Genomic DNA, 14,985 nt, shown 5'->3' with positions numbered 1-14,985 from the left:
TCGGCATGGAAGCACCTTCTCTGACCACGTCCACCGACTCGTTGCGTCACGTGACCGAGCTGCTGCGCGAGCACCCGCTGATCGACGGGCACAACGATCTGCCCTGGGCGGCGCGCCACCTCGTCGGCTACGACTTCGACCGGCTTGAGATCAGCGGTGACACCTCAGATCGGACCCATACCGACCTGCCCCGGCTGGCGGCCGGGATGGTCGGCGGACAGTTCTGGTCGGTTTTCGTGCCGTGCGGGCTGCCCGGTGGGCAGGCGGTCACCGCGACCTTGGAGCAGATCGACTGCGTACGGGCCATGGTCCGGCGCTACCCCGACCAGCTGGCCCTGGCGACCACCGCCGACGAGGTGGAGCGGGTCTTCGCCGGTGGGCGGATCGCGTCGCTGATGGGCGCCGAGGGCGGTCATTCGATCGACTGCTCGCTGGGGGCGTTGCGGATGCTGTACGCCCTAGGCGTCCGCTACATGACACTGACCCACAACGACAACACCCCCTGGGCCGACTCGGCGACCGACGAGCCGGTGAACCACGGGCTGTCCGCGTTCGGGGAGGAGGTCGTCCGGGAGATGAACCGGCTGGGCATGCTGGTCGACCTGTCCCACGTGTCGGCCGACACGATGCGCCACGCCCTGCGCGTGACGCGGGCGCCGGCGATCTTCTCCCATTCGTCGGCACGCGCGCTCTGTTCCTCGCCGCGCAACGTACCGGATGACGTGCTGGAGACGCTGGCGGGCAACGGCGGCGTGTGCATGGCCGTGTTCGTGCCCTCCTTCGTTTCGCAGGCCAACTGGGAGTGGCGGCAGGCGGGCACCGACGCCGCCCGCACGGCCGGGGTGAACACCCATGACTACGAGGCGACCCACGAGTTCCTGGCCACCTGGGAGAAGTCGCACCCCAAGCCCGCCGTCACGCTCGACGACGTGGTGGCGCACCTGGAGCACATACGCGACGTGGCCGGTATCGACCATCTCGGCATCGGCGGCGACTACGACGGGTGCGACGGGCTGCCCGTCGGCCTGGAAGACGTGCGCGGCTACCCTCGGTTGTTCGCGGCCCTGGCCGACCGGGGCTGGTCCGACGACGACCTGGCGAAGGTGGCCGGGCGCAACGTGCTGCGGGCGCTGCGCGGCGCCGAGGCAACCGCCGCCGACCTGCGGGATCGTGAGGAGCCGAGCACGCTACGGTTCACCGCGGCCGCCGGCTCATAACCACTCGGCTGAGCGCTCGTCCGGTGGAAGGCAGATCGTGAGGGCGCCCGGGACGGCCTTCGCCTTGAGGCGGGTGGTGGCCTCGCGGTCGCCGCCGTCGAGCTCGTACGTCAGCGGAGCGCCGAACCGGGCGGAGACCTTCCTGGCGCGGGTGATCCGGACGAACGGCGAGTCGTCGGAACGTCCCGTGGCCATCCTGCCGATCACCCGGGCCCACTGGACCGGCCCCTGGGCGGTGGAGACCCCGACGTCCAGCCAGCCGTCGTCCGGCTGGGCGTCGTCGAACGCCTCGATGCCGCCGGCGATCGTGCTCACGTTGCCCAGCAGCAGGCAGCTCGCCTCTCCGTCGAACCAGGTCGTCCCATCAATCTTGATCTCCATCGGCACCAGCGGCCCGCCGACGTGCCGGACGGCCGCCTTGACGTAGCTGAGCCTGCCGAGCCGCTCCTTGGCCTGCCGGTCGGCGTCGGCGATCATCTCGGCCTCGAACCCGGCCCCTGCCATCACCGCGAAGTGCTCGCCGTTCAGCACTCCCAGGTCCAGCTTCTCCCGCCGGCCGTGGAAGCCGACGCGTACCGCCTCTTCGAGGTCGATGGGGATGCCGACGTTGTTGGCGAACAGGTTCCCGGTTCCCGCCGGGAGGACCGCCATCGGCACTCCGGAGCCGGCCATCACGTCGGCGCACCGTTGCACCATGCCGTCGCCGCCCCAGACGAACACCAGATCGGCGCCCTGCTTGAGCGCCTCCCGGACCTTTTTGCGCGCCTTCTTGCTCTTGGGCACCTCATACCAGAGGAGCTCGCCGACGTCCTCTTCGGTGATGAGCACGCGCAGCCTGTCCAGGCCTGCGCCGAGAGTCTTCTTGCGGTGCGCGACGACCGCCACGGTGGGGGACATGGTCACCGGACTACCCTCGGCACCGGTTTTCAGGCAGGAATCAATGGCGCCTGTCTGGGTAGCCGAGCGCGAACGCCTATCGAGGGAGGATCAGGACAGTGAGCCGCCAATGGGTCAAAGCTCGCGTCGATCCTGACCGCAGCCTGGGGCTGCGGCTGACGATCGCCAGCCTCGCCGTGGCGCTCATCATGATCCCGTTCAGCCTGCTGCTCGTCGTGGCCAAGATGCCGGTCAACGGGCTGGACAAGCAGGTCGCCGAGGATCTGCACGCGTACGCGGTGACCCATCCAGACGTGACCAGGGTGCTCATCGTGTGGACGGATCTGTTCGGCCCATGGCCATGGCGGGTCGCGGTCATCGCGTTCGCCGCCTGGCTCTGGCACAAGGGCGCGCGACGGCTGGCCGTCTGGGCGATCGTCACCATCACCGTGGGCGGGCTGCTCGGCCTGGCACTCAAGATCATCACTGCCCGCGCCAGACCGCACCTGCCGGACCCCGTCGCGCTCGCGCCCGGCGACTCCTTCCCGTCGGGCCACGCGGTCAACGTGACGCTCGGCGCGGGAGTGGTCGTCCTGCTCCTCCTGCCCATGCTGCCCCGGTGGGGGCGGCGCGTGACCTGGGCCGTCGCCTGGTTTCTGGTGCTGTCGGTCGCCTACACCCGGATCGCGCTCGGCGTGCACTGGGTGAGCGACGTGGTCGCCGGGATCATCCTGGGCGTGGCCGTGATCGCCGCCACCGCGGCGGGATTCGAGACGTGGCGGCGCGAGCAGGGCCGCAGGCCCAACTCGCCGCTGGCCGAAGGAGTGGAACCCGAGTCGGAGAAGGTGACCCATGACCAAAGCTGAGCACGTGAAGTACTACGCGCTGACGATCTTATCGCCGATGGTCCTGATGGCCGCGGTGACGTTCGGCGTGGGCAAGCTGATCGTCGCCTGGCCCACCGATGAGGCGGCGGTGAGCCGGAGCCTGGCCGACGGCCGTACCCCCTTGTGGAACACGCTCACCGACTTCGGCAGCAGCCTCTCCGACACTCCGTACATCGTGGCGCTCACCGCGATAGCCGTGATCGTCTTCAGACTCGTGTACAAGCGCTGGCGGGAATCGATCTTCCTGATCGCGGCCGTCTGGAGCCAGTCGCTCATCTTCCTGGCCACCACCACACCCGTCGGCCGGCACCGGCCGCCGGTGCAGCACATCGACCCGGCCCCGCCCACCTCCAGCTTCCCATCGGGGCACGTCAGCGCCGCCGTCGGGTTCTACTGCTCGGTCGCGCTCATCCTGAGCGCGCATGTCCGTAACCGAGCGCTCCAGGTGGTGATCTGGGTGCTCGGCATCGCCGCGCCGCTCATCGTCGCCTTCTCCCGCCTGTACCGGGGCATGCACTTCCTCACCGACATCACCTGGGGGCTGCTGCTCGGCATCGGCTGCGTGGTGATGGCCGCTCGGGCGATCTTGTACCGGCGCGAGAGGCGCAGTGGGCATCAGGTCTCGGAGCTCGTCCGACCGGCGTAGCCGGCTCCTACTTGAGCACGCGGCCGACGAGCATCCCGCCGTTCCCGGCGACGGCCAGGCAGTACGCCGTTCTGGTTCTCGGCCAGTCCTGCTCCAGCGGGAAGAGTTGCATGAGGCCGACCTCCTCCCGCCTCGACGCCACGTACCGCAGCCTGGGCGCGCAGCCGTTCTCGGACAGGCGTCGCATCTCGGCCATGCCCGGCCATGGGCCGTCGGCGATGACGTACATGGCCCCGTACTCCGCCGAGTGCGGCACCGTGCAAGGCACCACGGTCACCATGAAGCTCTCGGGCATGGGCTCGATGCAGTCGCCGGGGCGTAGTTCGGTGGCGTGATACCGCACTCCGGCCGGGCTCGCCGCCCCGCTGGAGGATTCGGCGGACGGAGCGGGCTGCGCCGCCACGGCGGGAGGCGTCGCTACGGCGGGGGGCGTGGCGCTGCAGCCCAGGAGTGTGGTCAGCAGGCACACGCCCGCGAGTAAGGGACGGGTCATGGGACCGGATGATGGCAGCTGAAGATCACACGACAGTTTCGCGGCACGTTTGCGAGCCGGCCTCGGGGTAGCGAGTTGACCTCATGAGCGACCTGGAGACTGGCACCATCACCACCAAGGTGCCCGCGAGACTCGATCGGCTGCACTGGTCACGCTGGCACTGGATGATCGTCATCGGCCTCGGCACCGTCTGGATCCTGGACGGGCTCGAAGTGACCATCGTGGGCAACCTCTCGGCCCAGCTCGCCAAACCCGGCAGCGGCCTCGACATCACGCAGGCGCAGGTCGCCGGCCTCGCCGCCGCGCTGTACGTCGCGGGTGCCTGCTCGGGGGCGCTGTTCTTCGGCTGGCTGACCGACCGGTTCGGCAGGAAGAAACTGTTCCTGATCACGCTGGTCGTCTATCTGGTCGCGACCCTGATGACCGCGTTGTCGTTCGACGCGTGGTGGTTCTTCCTGTTCAGGTTCATGACGGGCTTCGGAATCGGCGGGGAGTACGCGGCGATCAACTCGGCCATCGACGAGCTGATCCCGAGCGCCCACCGGGGACGGATCGACATCATCATCAACGGCAGCTACTGGCTCGGGGCGGCGGGCGGCGCCCTGCTGACCGTGCCGCTGCTGAACGACCTGCCGGTCAACATCGGCTGGCGAGTCGCCTTCGGGCTGGGCGTGGTGCTCGGTCTGGCCATTCTTCTCGTACGGCGCCACGTACCGGAAAGCCCGCGCTGGCTGTTCATCCACGGCCGTGGCCAGGAGGCCGAGGAGATCGTCGACGACATCGAGCGTCAGGTGGGCGGGGACCTGCCGGAGCCGGCGCGGTCGATGACGATTCATCAGCGCAAGTCCATCGGGTTCGTCCGGATCGCGCACACCATGGTGGCGCTCTATCCCAAGCGGACGGTGCTCGGTCTGTCGCTCTTCATCGGCCAGGCGTTCCTGTACAACGCGATCACCTTCGGGTACGCGCAGATCCTGTCCACGTTCTTCAAGATCGACACGCATACCGGCTACTACTTCGCGGTCATCGCGGTCGGCAACTTCCTGGGCCCGCTGCTGCTCGGGCGGCTCTTCGACACGGTCGGCCGGATCCCGATGATCTCCGCCACGTACATCGGCTCGGGGCTGTTGCTGCTCGGCACGGCCTGGCTCTTCAACCAGGGGATGCTCACGGCGGTGACACTGACGGCCTGCTGGTCGGTGGTGCTGTTCGTGGCCTCGGCGGGAGCCAGTTCGGCGTATCTGACGGTCAGCGAGATCTTCCCGATGGAGACCCGGGCGATGGCCATCGCGTTCTTCTTCGCCATCGGCACGGCGGCGGGCGGCATCGCGGGCCCGCTCGTCTTCGCCCACCTGGTCGAGACGGGCGTGCCGGGCGACACGGCGCTGGCCTTCTCGATCGGCGCCATCATCATGATCGCGGCGGGTCTGGTGGAGCTCTTCCTGGGCGTCAAGGCCGAACGCAAGGGCCTGGAGGAGATCGCCACTCCCCTGACGGCCGCCGAGGCCGGCCAGGCGGCATGACGACCGGCCATCGGCAGCGGACGGGCTAGGGCCGGAGATCGTTGGAGAGGTTGATCCGGATCTCCGTGTTGCGGTACCCGGCGCGCCCGAACGCGGCCGCCATCGGCGCGTTGCCCACGTCGGTGGTGGCGGTGACGCGTAGCTCTCCGTTGGCCGCGTGGATGCGAGTGATCTCGGCGAGTATTTCGTCCACGTAGCCGCGCCCCCGGAGCTCCGGGACCACCCCCAGATACCCGACGTTCACGTTGTACGGCGTCGCCGAGGGGATCGCCATGCCCGCCACCTCGCCCTCGTGCGTGTAGGCGATCCGCCACCACTCCCGCTTGCCCGGCGCCCTGAGATAGAAGTCCATCTCTTCGCGCGCGGTCGTTTCCACGCCCTTGGCCGCCAGGTTCGCCCGGGTCTGGGCGTCCAAGCTGCCTTCGGCGATTCTCGTGAACACCGTCAGGAACTCCTCATCGGACGCCTCGGCGAACCGCAGCACGCCGGTCACCGGAGGCACCCCGTCGGCGGGTGTCCACTCGAATTGCAGCCGCTCCACTTCCCGGGTGAGCCCGGCCGCGTGTGCTGCCGCCCGCCGCCATTCCACGGCCGTCGAGGTGGCCGGATCGTCGCGCCAGCCGCCGGCCGCCTTGATCGCGTACTGCACCGGCCGCGGGAACCCGGTCAGCGCGGCCCTGATCAGCTCGGCGGCGATGGCGGTGCGGTCACCCACTGCGGGATCCACGTCGAGGCAGTCGAGCGCGACCGGGTGCGCGCTGTCCCTCGGACCCCACCACAGCGCCCGTCCCACGACCTGGTGGTCGATCTCGGCGATCCAGGTCCATCCCGGCCGGTACATGTTCTCGGCCAGATCCGCGAGGTAACGGTCGGCGGGGATCCAGCCGACGGGCTCGGTCACGCTCCACGCGGTCACGCGGTCGAGGTCGGCGGGGACGGTTGGGCGGTAGGAGATCATCGCTCGGCCGTGTGCGCGAGGATGGCGGCGGCCAGTTCTTCGTGCACCTCGGGTGGCAGTGTGTGGCCCATGCCCGCCACGATCATCAGCCGCGCCCCTGGGATCTGCTCGGCGATGATCGCGCTGTGGCCCGGTTTGGCCGGCTCGTGGCTGCCCTCGATGACCAGTGTGGGTGCCTTCACCTGATGGAGTACGCCCACCGGCTCGAAGTCGGGCTTGGCCATGGCGGCCAGCCGGTGGTTGGCCACCGCCGACAGGTCGCGGGCCCGGTCGTAGATCCGTTCCTGCAGGCGCCGCGCCGCGTCCTCGTCGAACGGCAACCCAGTGCCGTGCAGCAGCCGCTGCTCGGCGATCATGCCGTCGATCCGCGCGCGCCGGTCCGCCGGTGGCGGGGCGGCCATCAACCCACGGTAGAAGTCCACGAACTCCGGTGCCGGCTCCGGCAGACTCCCCTCCGGCTGCGGCTGCCCCATCAGGGCCCGCATGATCACCTGGCCCTCGCCGCCGCCCAGCGGGGAGGAGCCGATGACGGTCAGCGAGCACACCCGCTCCGGCCGCTCCACCGAGACGAACTGGCCGAGCAGGCCGCCCGCCGAGTGACAGACCAGGTGCGCGCTTTCCAGGCCGTGGTCGTCCATCACGCGGTAGACGTCGTTCTTGATGTCATCCCATGTGTACGGCTGCGCCGCGAAGTCGACGGTGCCCGACATGCCGGTGTCGCGGTGATCGTACCGGATCACCCGGCGGCCCCCGGCGCTCAGCCGGCCGACGAACTCGTCCGGCCACAGGATGCCCTGCGACATCGAACCCATGATCAACAGGATCGGCGCATCCGTCTCGGCGCCGAACTCTTCGCTCCAGATGTTCACGTTTTGCATGCCTCCAAGCATGCCGTCGCCGGCTACGGGCGCCTTCTGTAGAACTACTGGTCGCGCCAGATCCGTACGGGAGCCGATACCCACCTCGGATAGTCACGCGACCGTCTCGATCCCTGTGACGGTCCGTTGTAGCTGGGGTCTTTGGGAGGGATACCCCCTCCGAGGGTGGGAAAGAAAACGGCCCACCCCGGCAGAAACCCCAAGAACAGACACCCCCTACGGAGAGCGCGGAACAAGACGGCCCGTCCCTGGCAGAGGCCCTCCCAGAGCAATCCCAACGGGAGGAAGAACGGATGCGGCTCTGGACAATGTGCTGCCGACGTGATCTGACGGAGTAAGAGCGTCAACGATCACGAACAGGAGTACCTGGACATGAGCGACACGCTGCGACTCCACACAGCCGGCCCCGCCCTACTGAACCGAGCCCGTGACCTGCGTCCACTGATCGAGCGTGAGGCAGCCGCCGCCGAGGCGCAGGGCAGGCTCACCACACCCGTCGTGGATGCCCTGCATGAGGCGGGACTTTTCGGTATATGGGTGCCTACACCGCTCGGCGGTGCCGAGTTGTCCCCCAGGGAGCTGCTCGCCGTCTTCGAGGAGCTGTCGTACGCCGACCCCTCGACCGGCTGGGTGGTCATGGCCACCACTCTGGCGAACGGTACGGCCGGCGCCTACCTGGGTGACGAGGCCGTCGCGCGGATCTTCACGGGCCCGCGGATGCCGGTCATCGCCGGCCAGGGCACCCGGCCGGGCACCGCCGTACGCGAAGACGGCGGTTTCCGCCTCAGCGGCCAGTGGGGTTTCGCCTCGGGCATGCCGCACGCCCAGTACGCCCACAGCCTGGGCGCCGTCGAAGGCACCGACGAGGCCCGGATCTTCATCACCCCGATCGAAGACGTCAAGATGCTCGGCAACTGGGACGTCCTGGGCCTGCGCGCCACAGGCAGCATCGACTACGCCATCGACGGCGCGTTCGTACCGGAGTCGCAGACGCACATCTTCACGCACAACGAACCGCTGCGCGGCGGCGCGATCTTCCGGCTCGGCGTCCTCGACCAGGCGCTGATCTGTCACTCCGGCTGGGCGCTCGGTGTCGGCCGCCGGCTGCTCGACGAGCTGAGCCGTCACGCCGGGGCGCGGGCCGGGCGGCCCGGCCAGATCGCCGCCAGCGATGCCTTCCACGCCGACTTCGCCCGCGCCGAGGCGGCGTTCCGTGCGGCCAAGGCCCTGGTGCACGAGACCTGGGACGACACCGAACGCGCCTTGGACGCGGGCCGGACGCTCGACGTACGCCAGGAGACCATGGTGCGGCTCGCGCTCAACCACATCACGTCGACGATCGCCGAGGTGGCCCGGTTCGTCTACGCGTCGGGCGGCACCTCGGCGCTGCGGGACGGGCTGATCCAGCGGCTGTTCAGGGACGTCCACGCCGGCACCCAGCACATCACCTCGGGCCCGCAGGTGCTTCGGGAGTGCGGCCGGGAACTGGCCGGGCTGGCGCCGGGCCAGTCCTGGATGCTCTTCGCCCTGGAGGTTTGAGGGACACCCGAACCCAGGGCTCGGCACGGCGGCGGAGTTGAGGCGGCGCAGCAGCGCCGGATCCTGATGCGACGCGCACGAGCCGCCCGGGTGGTGTATATCTCACATCGTAGGTCCGTAGAGCGAACGGTGTTCCCGTGCCCAATATGCTCGATCTCCTCAAGCCGCCGCACGGTCCCAAGGAAGAAACGCAGCTGTCGATCGTCAAGGCGCTCATGGCACGGCCGTATCTGAGAGCAGACCTGGCAAGGCCGACCGGTCGGGTGGCCAACACGATCAGCACTGCGATCGACGAGTTGCGCGACCGCGGCATCATCGCGCCGGCGAAGCGTGGCAGCAGGGAGGACATCCGGCTCATGCCGCTCACCGGCGTCGCGGTCGGTGTCGAGCTGGGATACCAGCACATGGTGGTCGCCGCGCGCCTGGCGCACCAGTCCTTCGACGAGGCCGAGACCGAGTTCCTGGACAGCGGCGCGGCGCAGGGCCGGGAAAGCTGGCTGCCCGACCTGGTGAGCGCGATCCGCAAGGTGGTCATCAAGGTCGGCGGCGGGCCCAACGAGCTGGCCACCATTGGCATGGGCATCCCGAGGGTGGTCGATCCGCAGCAGCAGACCCTCGTGCCGCCGGTGCTGCCACCTTGGCAGGAGGGCGAGAATCCCGCCGCGGCGCTGACGAAGCGGCTGGCCGGGGCCAAGGACATGAGCGTGCCGGCCAACCTGCGCGTACGGCTGGACAACGACGCCAATCTCGGCGCGTACGCCGAACACGTCTACACCCACCCGCACCAGGAGACACTGATCTACATCAAGGCGTCCACCGGGGTGGGCGCGGGGATCATCATCGGCGGAAAGCTCTTCCGCGGAGCCAAGGGGTGCGCGGGGGAGATCGGCCACACCATGGTCCAGCCGGACGGCCGCTTCTGCCTGTGCGGCGGGCGCGGCTGCCTGGAGACATTGGTGGGCGCGGACGCGATGCTGCGCGACGCCCAGGCCATGCTGGGCGACAAGATCTTCACCAGACCTTTCAGCGTCAACCAGCTCATCGATCAGGCGGAGGCCGGAAATCCGATCTCCCAGCGCATCGTGCGCGACGCCGCGACTCTGCTCGGCCAGAGCATCGGCAACGTGTGCAACCTGCTCAACCCAAACGTGATCGTCCTCGGCGGGGTTTTCGGCCGGGCGGGGGACCTCGCCATCAAGGCGTGCAACGAAGGGATCAGCAGGACCGCCATGGCGGCCGCCCAGGCGGAGAGGCCGTTGGTCGTCGCCACCGAGTCGCCCCGCGCGACCGCGCACGGCGCGCTGCTGCTGGGAATCGACGGCGAGGGCCGAGCATGAATTGTGGCTTTCGGGACCTCGCCGACCCGATGATGACCTCAAATTGAGTAAAAGCCTCGCGGCTTTCTCATATACGGCGGCCGTACTATCATTGCCTTCAATGCCGCCAGCGCGATTGGATGGGACCATGCCCGACGCCGACGAGCCGGAATACCCGTATATCCCGCCCGCGGTCCTCGATTTCGGCAGTGTACGGGAGCTCACCAAGGGAAGCTCGGGCAATGGCTCGGCGGACGCCAACTCCCAGTATTACTGGGCCTGATTTACCGGCGCTCGTCCCCGGTCTGATCGCCACGCTTGCCGAGGGCGAGGCGGCTCTCCGCCCCTACGGCACCTGGCACGCTTCCGAGGTGACCGAGATCGATCGGCTCCTGGTCGTCGGTCACTGCCTCGCTGACCGGCGCTCGATCGCGGCCGCGCTCGAGCGTGACGATCTCGGTGCGCTCACGCGCCTGCCCGGGTCGTACGCATGGGTGCTGGCCAGGCAGGACGAGCTCGTCGCGTACACCGATCTCGCCGGCCAGTTCCCCCTCTACCTGTCGCGGCTCGGCGGGCGGACCGCGCTCGCCTCGCACCCCGGAGTCCTGTCCGACCTGCACGAGAGGTCCGTCGATCCGGTCACCCTCGCGGTCGCGATCGCCTGCCCGAGCGTGTTGCCACTGTGGGAGCATCGCTCGCCGTACCAGGACGTGAGCCGCCTTCCAGGCGGCCGCCTGATCCACGTGGGACAGAGCACGATCCGGTACGGCACCGCCGGCCCGGCACCCGACCTCCGCGCCGCGCTGACGGAGGCCGTGGCGACCAGATGTTCCGCGGCGCCGATCTCCGCGGACTTCAGTGGCGGGCTCGACTCCACCTCGCTGGCTTTCCTCGCCGCCCGGCACACCCAGGTCAAGGGGATCGTCTACCACCACCCGGATCTCCCGACCACCGACCTGGCCCACGCGAGCAGCCTGGCCGGACACGGCATGGACCTGACCGCCGTGGCAGGAGACCAGAGCACCCTTCCCTATGCCGAGCTGACCTACCCGCTCGGCGGCGAACCCGTTCGCGGCAATCTCGCCTGGCGGCGCTCCCTGCTACGCCTCGCGGAGGCGGCGCCCATGCATGTCACCGGGGAAGGCGGGGACGCGCTCTTCGGCGCCGCCCCGTCCTACCTCGCGGAACTCGCGCGTCCAGGGGAGCTGCGCGAGCTGGCCAGGCACTGCGCCCATAACGCGGCTCTCAAACATGCCTCACCGCTCGGCCTCGCCACCCGTGCCTGGCGGGTCTCGCGTACGAGCCCGCGCCAGGCCCTGATCCGGCTCGCACGCCGCCTCCTGGATCCAGCTGCCGGGAGCCCGACCTCGCATGGTGCCGGGAGTCTGACCTGGCTCGATGCCGTCGCCTGGTGGCCGGTCGACGGCACGGTCCTGGGCTGGCTGACCCGAGCGATGCGGGCCGAACTCGCCACCCGCCTGGCCGACCCCGCACTGGCCGAGCGGGTAGATCCGGACTTGGGGCCCGCTCACGTGGCGACCAGGGCCGAGCTGAGGCAGTCGGCTGACGCCCAACGCCAGCTACGCGAGCTCGGGGCTGTGCTGACCGGGACCCGGGTCCACGCGCCCTTCCTCGACGACGCCGTCGTCCGCGCCTGCCTCGCCGTGCCGGCCCACAGGCGCGTGGGTCCTACCGCCGGCAAGCCCCTGCTCGCCCGTGCGCTGCGCGACCTCGTGCCCGAGCGTGTGTTCGTGCGCCGGACCAAGGGCGACTACAGCGCCGAGGAGTACCACGGCGCCCGCGCCTCGGCGGAGCGGCTTCACCGGCTCATCGCCGACTCCCGGCTCGCGGCACTCGGCGTCGTCGAGCCCGGGCCCGTGCGTGCCTGCCTAGACCGGCTGCTCGCCGGAGCGCCTGCGCCGCTGGGCGCGATGGCCCAGCTCGTGGCGACCGAATGCTGGCTGCGAGGCTCCCGGCCGGGCTCATGCTGAAGGTCAGGATTCCCCGCCACGTCCATCACCGGGCCTACGAACACGGCGGAGTCGTCCTGATCAACACCGCCACGGGCCACTGGCACGCGCTCAACCCGGCCGCCGGCATGCTCTGGGCGAGCTGGGCCCAGGGAGCGGACTTCGAGCGCAGCGTGGCGGAGATCTCCGCCCGGCATCCGGGCGTGGCCCCGGAGCGAATTCATGAGGACGCCGTCAACCTCCTCCACGACCTGCTGCGACGTGGTCTCGTGGGAACCGGGGCACACGGAAGCACCCGCCCCCGGTCCGCCCCTTCGCGCGAGACCGCGGACGCGACGACGTCCCTCGATCACGATCTCCGGCCAGGTTGGGGTGCGGCGCTGCTGGCCTGGTGCTGCCTCGTGCTGGCCGTGCTCCTGCTCGTGCTCCCGTTCCGCGTCACGGCCGCCGTGGTCGGCTGGATCCGCGGGGTGGCCAGGAGACGTGACATGAGCACCGCGTGGGCCGAGGCCGCCGCGCATGCCGTACGGCGCGCCGCCCGGCGCTATCCGGGACGCGCCGCCTGCCTGGAGACCTCGCTGGCCACCGTGCTGTTCGCGGCGGCCTCGTTGCGGCATCTCGACTGGTGTCTGGGCGCGGCCACCGACCCCTATCGCTTCCACGCCTGGGTCGAACTCGGCGGACGCCCCATCGCCGCCGACTCCGCCTACCTCCGGGTGCTCACGATCTGACGCAAATTGCGGCCGAGTGTTGCAGGGGAAACCCGCCCGACATATCAATTTGCGAAAACGCTGTGCGGCCGGTCATTTATTGGGGAAATCGGGTGGCGTAACTCCAAAACCGCGTTTTTCGAATTCATGGCCATTGCCGACCGCGTGAATTACCGTCGAAGCATAGAAAAGGAGGACACCATGTTCCGCTCCCGCATCAAGCTCAACCTCCAGTTCGAAGGAAAGACGCGGTCCAATCAGACGTTCCGAGTGATCATCGCTCTCGCCTTTATCGCGATCATCGTCGTCGCCGCCCGCGACCTCAGCCTGATCGAGCTGGTCTTCCCTTGATCCTCCACAGCCGATCGCGCCCATCGACGGCCTGGTGGCCTACGGCGGCTGGAACACCGCGGGCAACACGATCGGCGCCGTGGTGGCCGCCGCCGTGGCGACCGTCGTCGGCACCAGGGACGAGACCCTGGACCGGACGGCCGCCCGGCGCCTGCTGCTAAAGACGTCACCTTTGCCTGGCAGCGCTCGTTCGAGATCGACTTCACGCTGACCCGGCAGAACTCTTAGATGCGGTGCGTGGTCCAGAACGACGACAGGTCGACCGTCGTCGCGGCCTGGGCGGCGGCCTTGAAGTCGGCCACCGTGGAGATGCCGTACCAGTGTGAAGCGGCGTAGTCGTGCAGGAGCGTCTGCATGGCCGTGGTGCCGATCAGGCGGCGCAGGTCGTGCAGGGCGCACTTGCCGTAGGTGTAGACGACCGTGCCGTAGCGGCTGGAGTGGGCGTCCCAGTAGGCCATCGAGTTGCTGATCTTCTCGGCCGACGACTGCCAGGAGACGCTGTTCCAGCAGTTGGTGCCGCTGATGCCCTGGTACAGGTCGGTGGCGTAGTCGGCGAAGGACTCGTCCAGCCAAGGGGTGTTGTACTCGTCGTCGCCGACGATGCCGTACCACCACTGGTGGGCCAGCTCATGGGCGAGCGCCGTGGAGCTGACCAGGTCGAGCACGAACCCTGGATACTCCATGCCGCCGAACCAGAAGTTGTTGTCCAGGACGACGTCGACCTCGCCGTAGGGGTAGGCGCCGAAGCGGCCGGCGTGGGCGACGAGCGAGTTCTTGGCGGTGTTCATCATCGAGGTGGCGCTGGCGGCGCTGATGCCGCTGACGCGGTAGACGTTCACGGTGACGCCCGTGGTGGTCGTGCCGGTGGTCTTGGTGAACGCGCCGGCCCCCCAGGCGAACTCGCGGACGTGACTGGCGGTCGCGGTGGTGATCGTCCGGCCGGAGGTGCCGGGGGTGTCCACGGAGGTGCCGGTCGCGGGCACGAGCAGCGAGCTGGGGTGGTCCAGGGTGACCCGGTAGTCGCTGGCGAGCTGGTAGAAGGACTCGCCGTTGTTGGTGTACGGGTCCAGGTGCCACCCGGCGCCGTCGCGTACGGCCAGGACGGGGAGGGCGTTGCCGATGAAGTTGTACGCGCCGTCGTGGCCGAACCGGTCGGCGCCGCTGGGCACGACGATGCTCAGGTCGAAGCCGACCGAGCCGTTCTGCCCCTGGGCCAGCGGCGCGGGGAGGGTGATCTTCAGCGCCGTGCAGGCGACGGTCAGCGAGCCGGCCGTGCCGCCGGTGACGTTCGTGACCGTGATCGGGGTGGACGGGCAGCTGCCGTGGTAGTTGTCCCACAGGCGCAGGTAGACCTCGGTGAGGGGGTCGGCCGCCAGGTTCGTGAAGCTGACGCTCTCGTGGCCGGTCCAGGTGGTGCCCGAGGCGTTGCTGGTGAGGTTCACGGTGTAGGAGGCCGAGCCCGGTGTACGGGTCGCGTCGACCGCCCAGGCCGGAGCGGGAAGTCCGGCGGCTAACGCGATCGCGATCGTGCAGAATGTCAGCATTCTTCGGATCATGGGCTGGCTCCTCGTTGTGACGCTCGGGCCCCCGATCTGCCGACGAAACGTAACTTCCTCCGTCA

16 protein-coding genes are annotated in these 14,985 nt (G+C 69.2%); 11 read left to right on the top strand and 5 right to left on the bottom strand.

Annotated elements, in window-relative coordinates; translation table 11 throughout:
• Positions 1-5 precede the first annotated feature (5 nt).
• Positions 6-1,217 carry a dipeptidase gene (locus ACQP2T_RS14265; protein WP_433516628.1) on the top strand — a complete coding sequence of 404 codons (1,212 nt, stop codon included), beginning with the start codon at positions 6-8 and terminating at the stop codon, positions 1,215-1,217.
• On the opposite strand, the gene ACQP2T_RS14260 is transcribed toward ACQP2T_RS14265, so the two are convergent.
• On the bottom strand, positions 1,212-2,114 hold the full coding sequence (locus ACQP2T_RS14260) for a diacylglycerol/lipid kinase family protein (protein ID WP_433519772.1): 903 nt from the start codon (positions 2,112-2,114) through the stop codon (positions 1,212-1,214). The two genes, ACQP2T_RS14265 and ACQP2T_RS14260, sit on opposite strands and share 6 nt — an antisense overlap.
• A 98-nt stretch (positions 2,115-2,212) precedes the next feature.
• Between ACQP2T_RS14260 and ACQP2T_RS14255 the strand changes: the two genes are divergently transcribed.
• Positions 2,213-2,959 carry a phosphatase PAP2 family protein gene (locus tag ACQP2T_RS14255; RefSeq protein WP_433516627.1) on the top strand — a complete coding sequence of 249 codons (747 nt, stop codon included), beginning with the start codon at positions 2,213-2,215 and terminating at the stop codon, positions 2,957-2,959.
• Complete coding sequence (locus ACQP2T_RS14250) at positions 2,946-3,626, top strand: phosphatase PAP2 family protein (protein WP_433516626.1); 681 nt, start codon at positions 2,946-2,948, stop codon at positions 3,624-3,626. Before ACQP2T_RS14255 ends, ACQP2T_RS14250 begins: the two co-directional genes overlap by 14 nt.
• Before the next feature lie 7 nt (positions 3,627-3,633).
• On the opposite strand, the gene ACQP2T_RS14245 is transcribed toward ACQP2T_RS14250, so the two are convergent.
• Positions 3,634-4,119, bottom strand: a complete 486-nt coding sequence (locus ACQP2T_RS14245) for a hypothetical protein (protein ID WP_433516625.1) — start codon at positions 4,117-4,119, stop codon at positions 3,634-3,636.
• An 83-nt stretch (positions 4,120-4,202) separates the two neighbouring features.
• On the opposite strand from ACQP2T_RS14245, the gene ACQP2T_RS14240 reads away from it, so the two are divergent.
• A complete protein-coding gene (locus tag ACQP2T_RS14240) occupies positions 4,203-5,642 on the top strand; it encodes an MFS transporter (protein ID WP_433516624.1) in 1,440 nt (479 codons plus the stop codon).
• Between the two features lie 25 nt (positions 5,643-5,667).
• Here ACQP2T_RS14240 and ACQP2T_RS14235 read toward each other — a convergent pair whose 3' ends face one another.
• Both ACQP2T_RS14235 and ACQP2T_RS14230 read right to left on the bottom strand, forming a co-directional pair.
• Positions 5,668-6,600, bottom strand: coding sequence for a GNAT family N-acetyltransferase (locus ACQP2T_RS14235; protein WP_433516623.1), 933 nt, complete (start codon positions 6,598-6,600; stop codon positions 5,668-5,670).
• On the bottom strand, positions 6,597-7,478 hold the full coding sequence (locus tag ACQP2T_RS14230) for an alpha/beta fold hydrolase (RefSeq protein ID WP_433516622.1): 882 nt from the start codon (positions 7,476-7,478) through the stop codon (positions 6,597-6,599). Before ACQP2T_RS14230 ends, ACQP2T_RS14235 begins: the two co-directional genes overlap by 4 nt.
• A 372-nt stretch (positions 7,479-7,850) precedes the next feature.
• Here ACQP2T_RS14230 and ACQP2T_RS14225 point away from each other — a divergent pair, with 372 nt between their 5' ends.
• The 7 genes from ACQP2T_RS14225 (at position 7,851) to ACQP2T_RS14195 (ending at position 13,575) form a co-directional block, all read left to right on the top strand.
• Positions 7,851-9,017 (top strand): acyl-CoA dehydrogenase family protein, encoded by a 1,167-nt coding sequence (locus ACQP2T_RS14225; RefSeq protein WP_433516621.1) that lies wholly within the window; start codon positions 7,851-7,853, stop codon positions 9,015-9,017.
• A 146-nt stretch (positions 9,018-9,163) separates the two neighbouring features.
• Positions 9,164-10,354, top strand: a complete 1,191-nt coding sequence (locus ACQP2T_RS14220; RefSeq protein ID WP_433516620.1) for an ROK family protein — start codon at positions 9,164-9,166, stop codon at positions 10,352-10,354.
• Positions 10,355-10,454: 100 nt separating this feature from the next.
• A complete protein-coding gene (locus ACQP2T_RS14215) occupies positions 10,455-10,616 on the top strand; it encodes a lasso RiPP family leader peptide-containing protein (RefSeq protein WP_433516619.1) in 162 nt (53 codons plus the stop codon).
• 88 nt (positions 10,617-10,704) lie between these two features.
• Positions 10,705-12,324, top strand: a complete 1,620-nt coding sequence (locus ACQP2T_RS14210) for an asparagine synthase-related protein (protein ID WP_433516618.1) — start codon at positions 10,705-10,707, stop codon at positions 12,322-12,324.
• Positions 12,288-13,034, top strand: coding sequence for a lasso peptide biosynthesis B2 protein (locus ACQP2T_RS14205; protein ID WP_433516617.1), 747 nt, complete (start codon positions 12,288-12,290; stop codon positions 13,032-13,034). The genes ACQP2T_RS14210 and ACQP2T_RS14205 overlap by 37 nt, the downstream gene beginning before the upstream one ends.
• A gap of 126 nt (positions 13,035-13,160) precedes the next feature.
• The gene (locus ACQP2T_RS14200) at positions 13,161-13,364 is read left to right on the top strand and encodes a hypothetical protein (RefSeq protein WP_433516616.1); all 204 of its coding nucleotides are present in this window, start codon (positions 13,161-13,163) and stop codon (positions 13,362-13,364) included.
• Positions 13,365-13,398: 34 nt separating this feature from the next.
• Positions 13,399-13,575: a DUF4127 family protein gene (locus ACQP2T_RS14195; protein WP_433516615.1), complete on the top strand. Its 177-nt coding sequence runs from the start codon at positions 13,399-13,401 to the stop codon at positions 13,573-13,575.
• A 13-nt stretch (positions 13,576-13,588) separates the two neighbouring features.
• On the opposite strand, the gene ACQP2T_RS14190 is transcribed toward ACQP2T_RS14195, so the two are convergent.
• Entirely contained in the window at positions 13,589-14,920 is a 1,332-nt protein-coding gene (locus ACQP2T_RS14190) for a M1 family metallopeptidase (protein ID WP_433516614.1), read from the bottom strand.
• Positions 14,921-14,985 lie beyond the last annotated feature (65 nt).

The organism is Nonomuraea sp. CA-143628, from assembly GCF_050942315.1.
GTDB lineage: Bacteria > Actinomycetota > Actinomycetes > Streptosporangiales > Streptosporangiaceae > Nonomuraea.
The sequence above is the reverse complement of the archived record's forward strand: the minus strand, read 5'-3'. Positions and strand labels throughout refer to the sequence as shown.

Coding starts and splice junctions, on each gene's coding strand:
- ACQP2T_RS14265 (WP_433516628.1), top strand. CDS start 6: ATGGAAGCACCTTCTCTGACCACGTCCACCGACTCGTTGCGTCACGTG.
- ACQP2T_RS14260 (WP_433519772.1), bottom strand. CDS start 2,114: ATGTCCCCCACCGTGGCGGTCGTCGCGCACCGCAAGAAGACTCTCGGC.
- ACQP2T_RS14250 (WP_433516626.1), top strand. CDS start 2,946: ATGACCAAAGCTGAGCACGTGAAGTACTACGCGCTGACGATCTTATCG.
- ACQP2T_RS14245 (WP_433516625.1), bottom strand. CDS start 4,119: ATGACCCGTCCCTTACTCGCGGGCGTGTGCCTGCTGACCACACTCCTG.
- ACQP2T_RS14240 (WP_433516624.1), top strand. CDS start 4,203: ATGAGCGACCTGGAGACTGGCACCATCACCACCAAGGTGCCCGCGAGA.
- ACQP2T_RS14235 (WP_433516623.1), bottom strand. CDS start 6,600: ATGATCTCCTACCGCCCAACCGTCCCCGCCGACCTCGACCGCGTGACC.
- ACQP2T_RS14230 (WP_433516622.1), bottom strand. CDS start 7,478: ATGCAAAACGTGAACATCTGGAGCGAAGAGTTCGGCGCCGAGACGGAT.
- ACQP2T_RS14225 (WP_433516621.1), top strand. CDS start 7,851: ATGAGCGACACGCTGCGACTCCACACAGCCGGCCCCGCCCTACTGAAC.
- ACQP2T_RS14220 (WP_433516620.1), top strand. CDS start 9,164: ATGCTCGATCTCCTCAAGCCGCCGCACGGTCCCAAGGAAGAAACGCAG.
- ACQP2T_RS14215 (WP_433516619.1), top strand. CDS start 10,455: ATGCCGCCAGCGCGATTGGATGGGACCATGCCCGACGCCGACGAGCCG.
- ACQP2T_RS14205 (WP_433516617.1), top strand. CDS start 12,288: ATGCTGGCTGCGAGGCTCCCGGCCGGGCTCATGCTGAAGGTCAGGATT.
- ACQP2T_RS14200 (WP_433516616.1), top strand. CDS start 13,161: ATGGCCATTGCCGACCGCGTGAATTACCGTCGAAGCATAGAAAAGGAG.
- ACQP2T_RS14190 (WP_433516614.1), bottom strand. CDS start 14,920: ATGATCCGAAGAATGCTGACATTCTGCACGATCGCGATCGCGTTAGCC.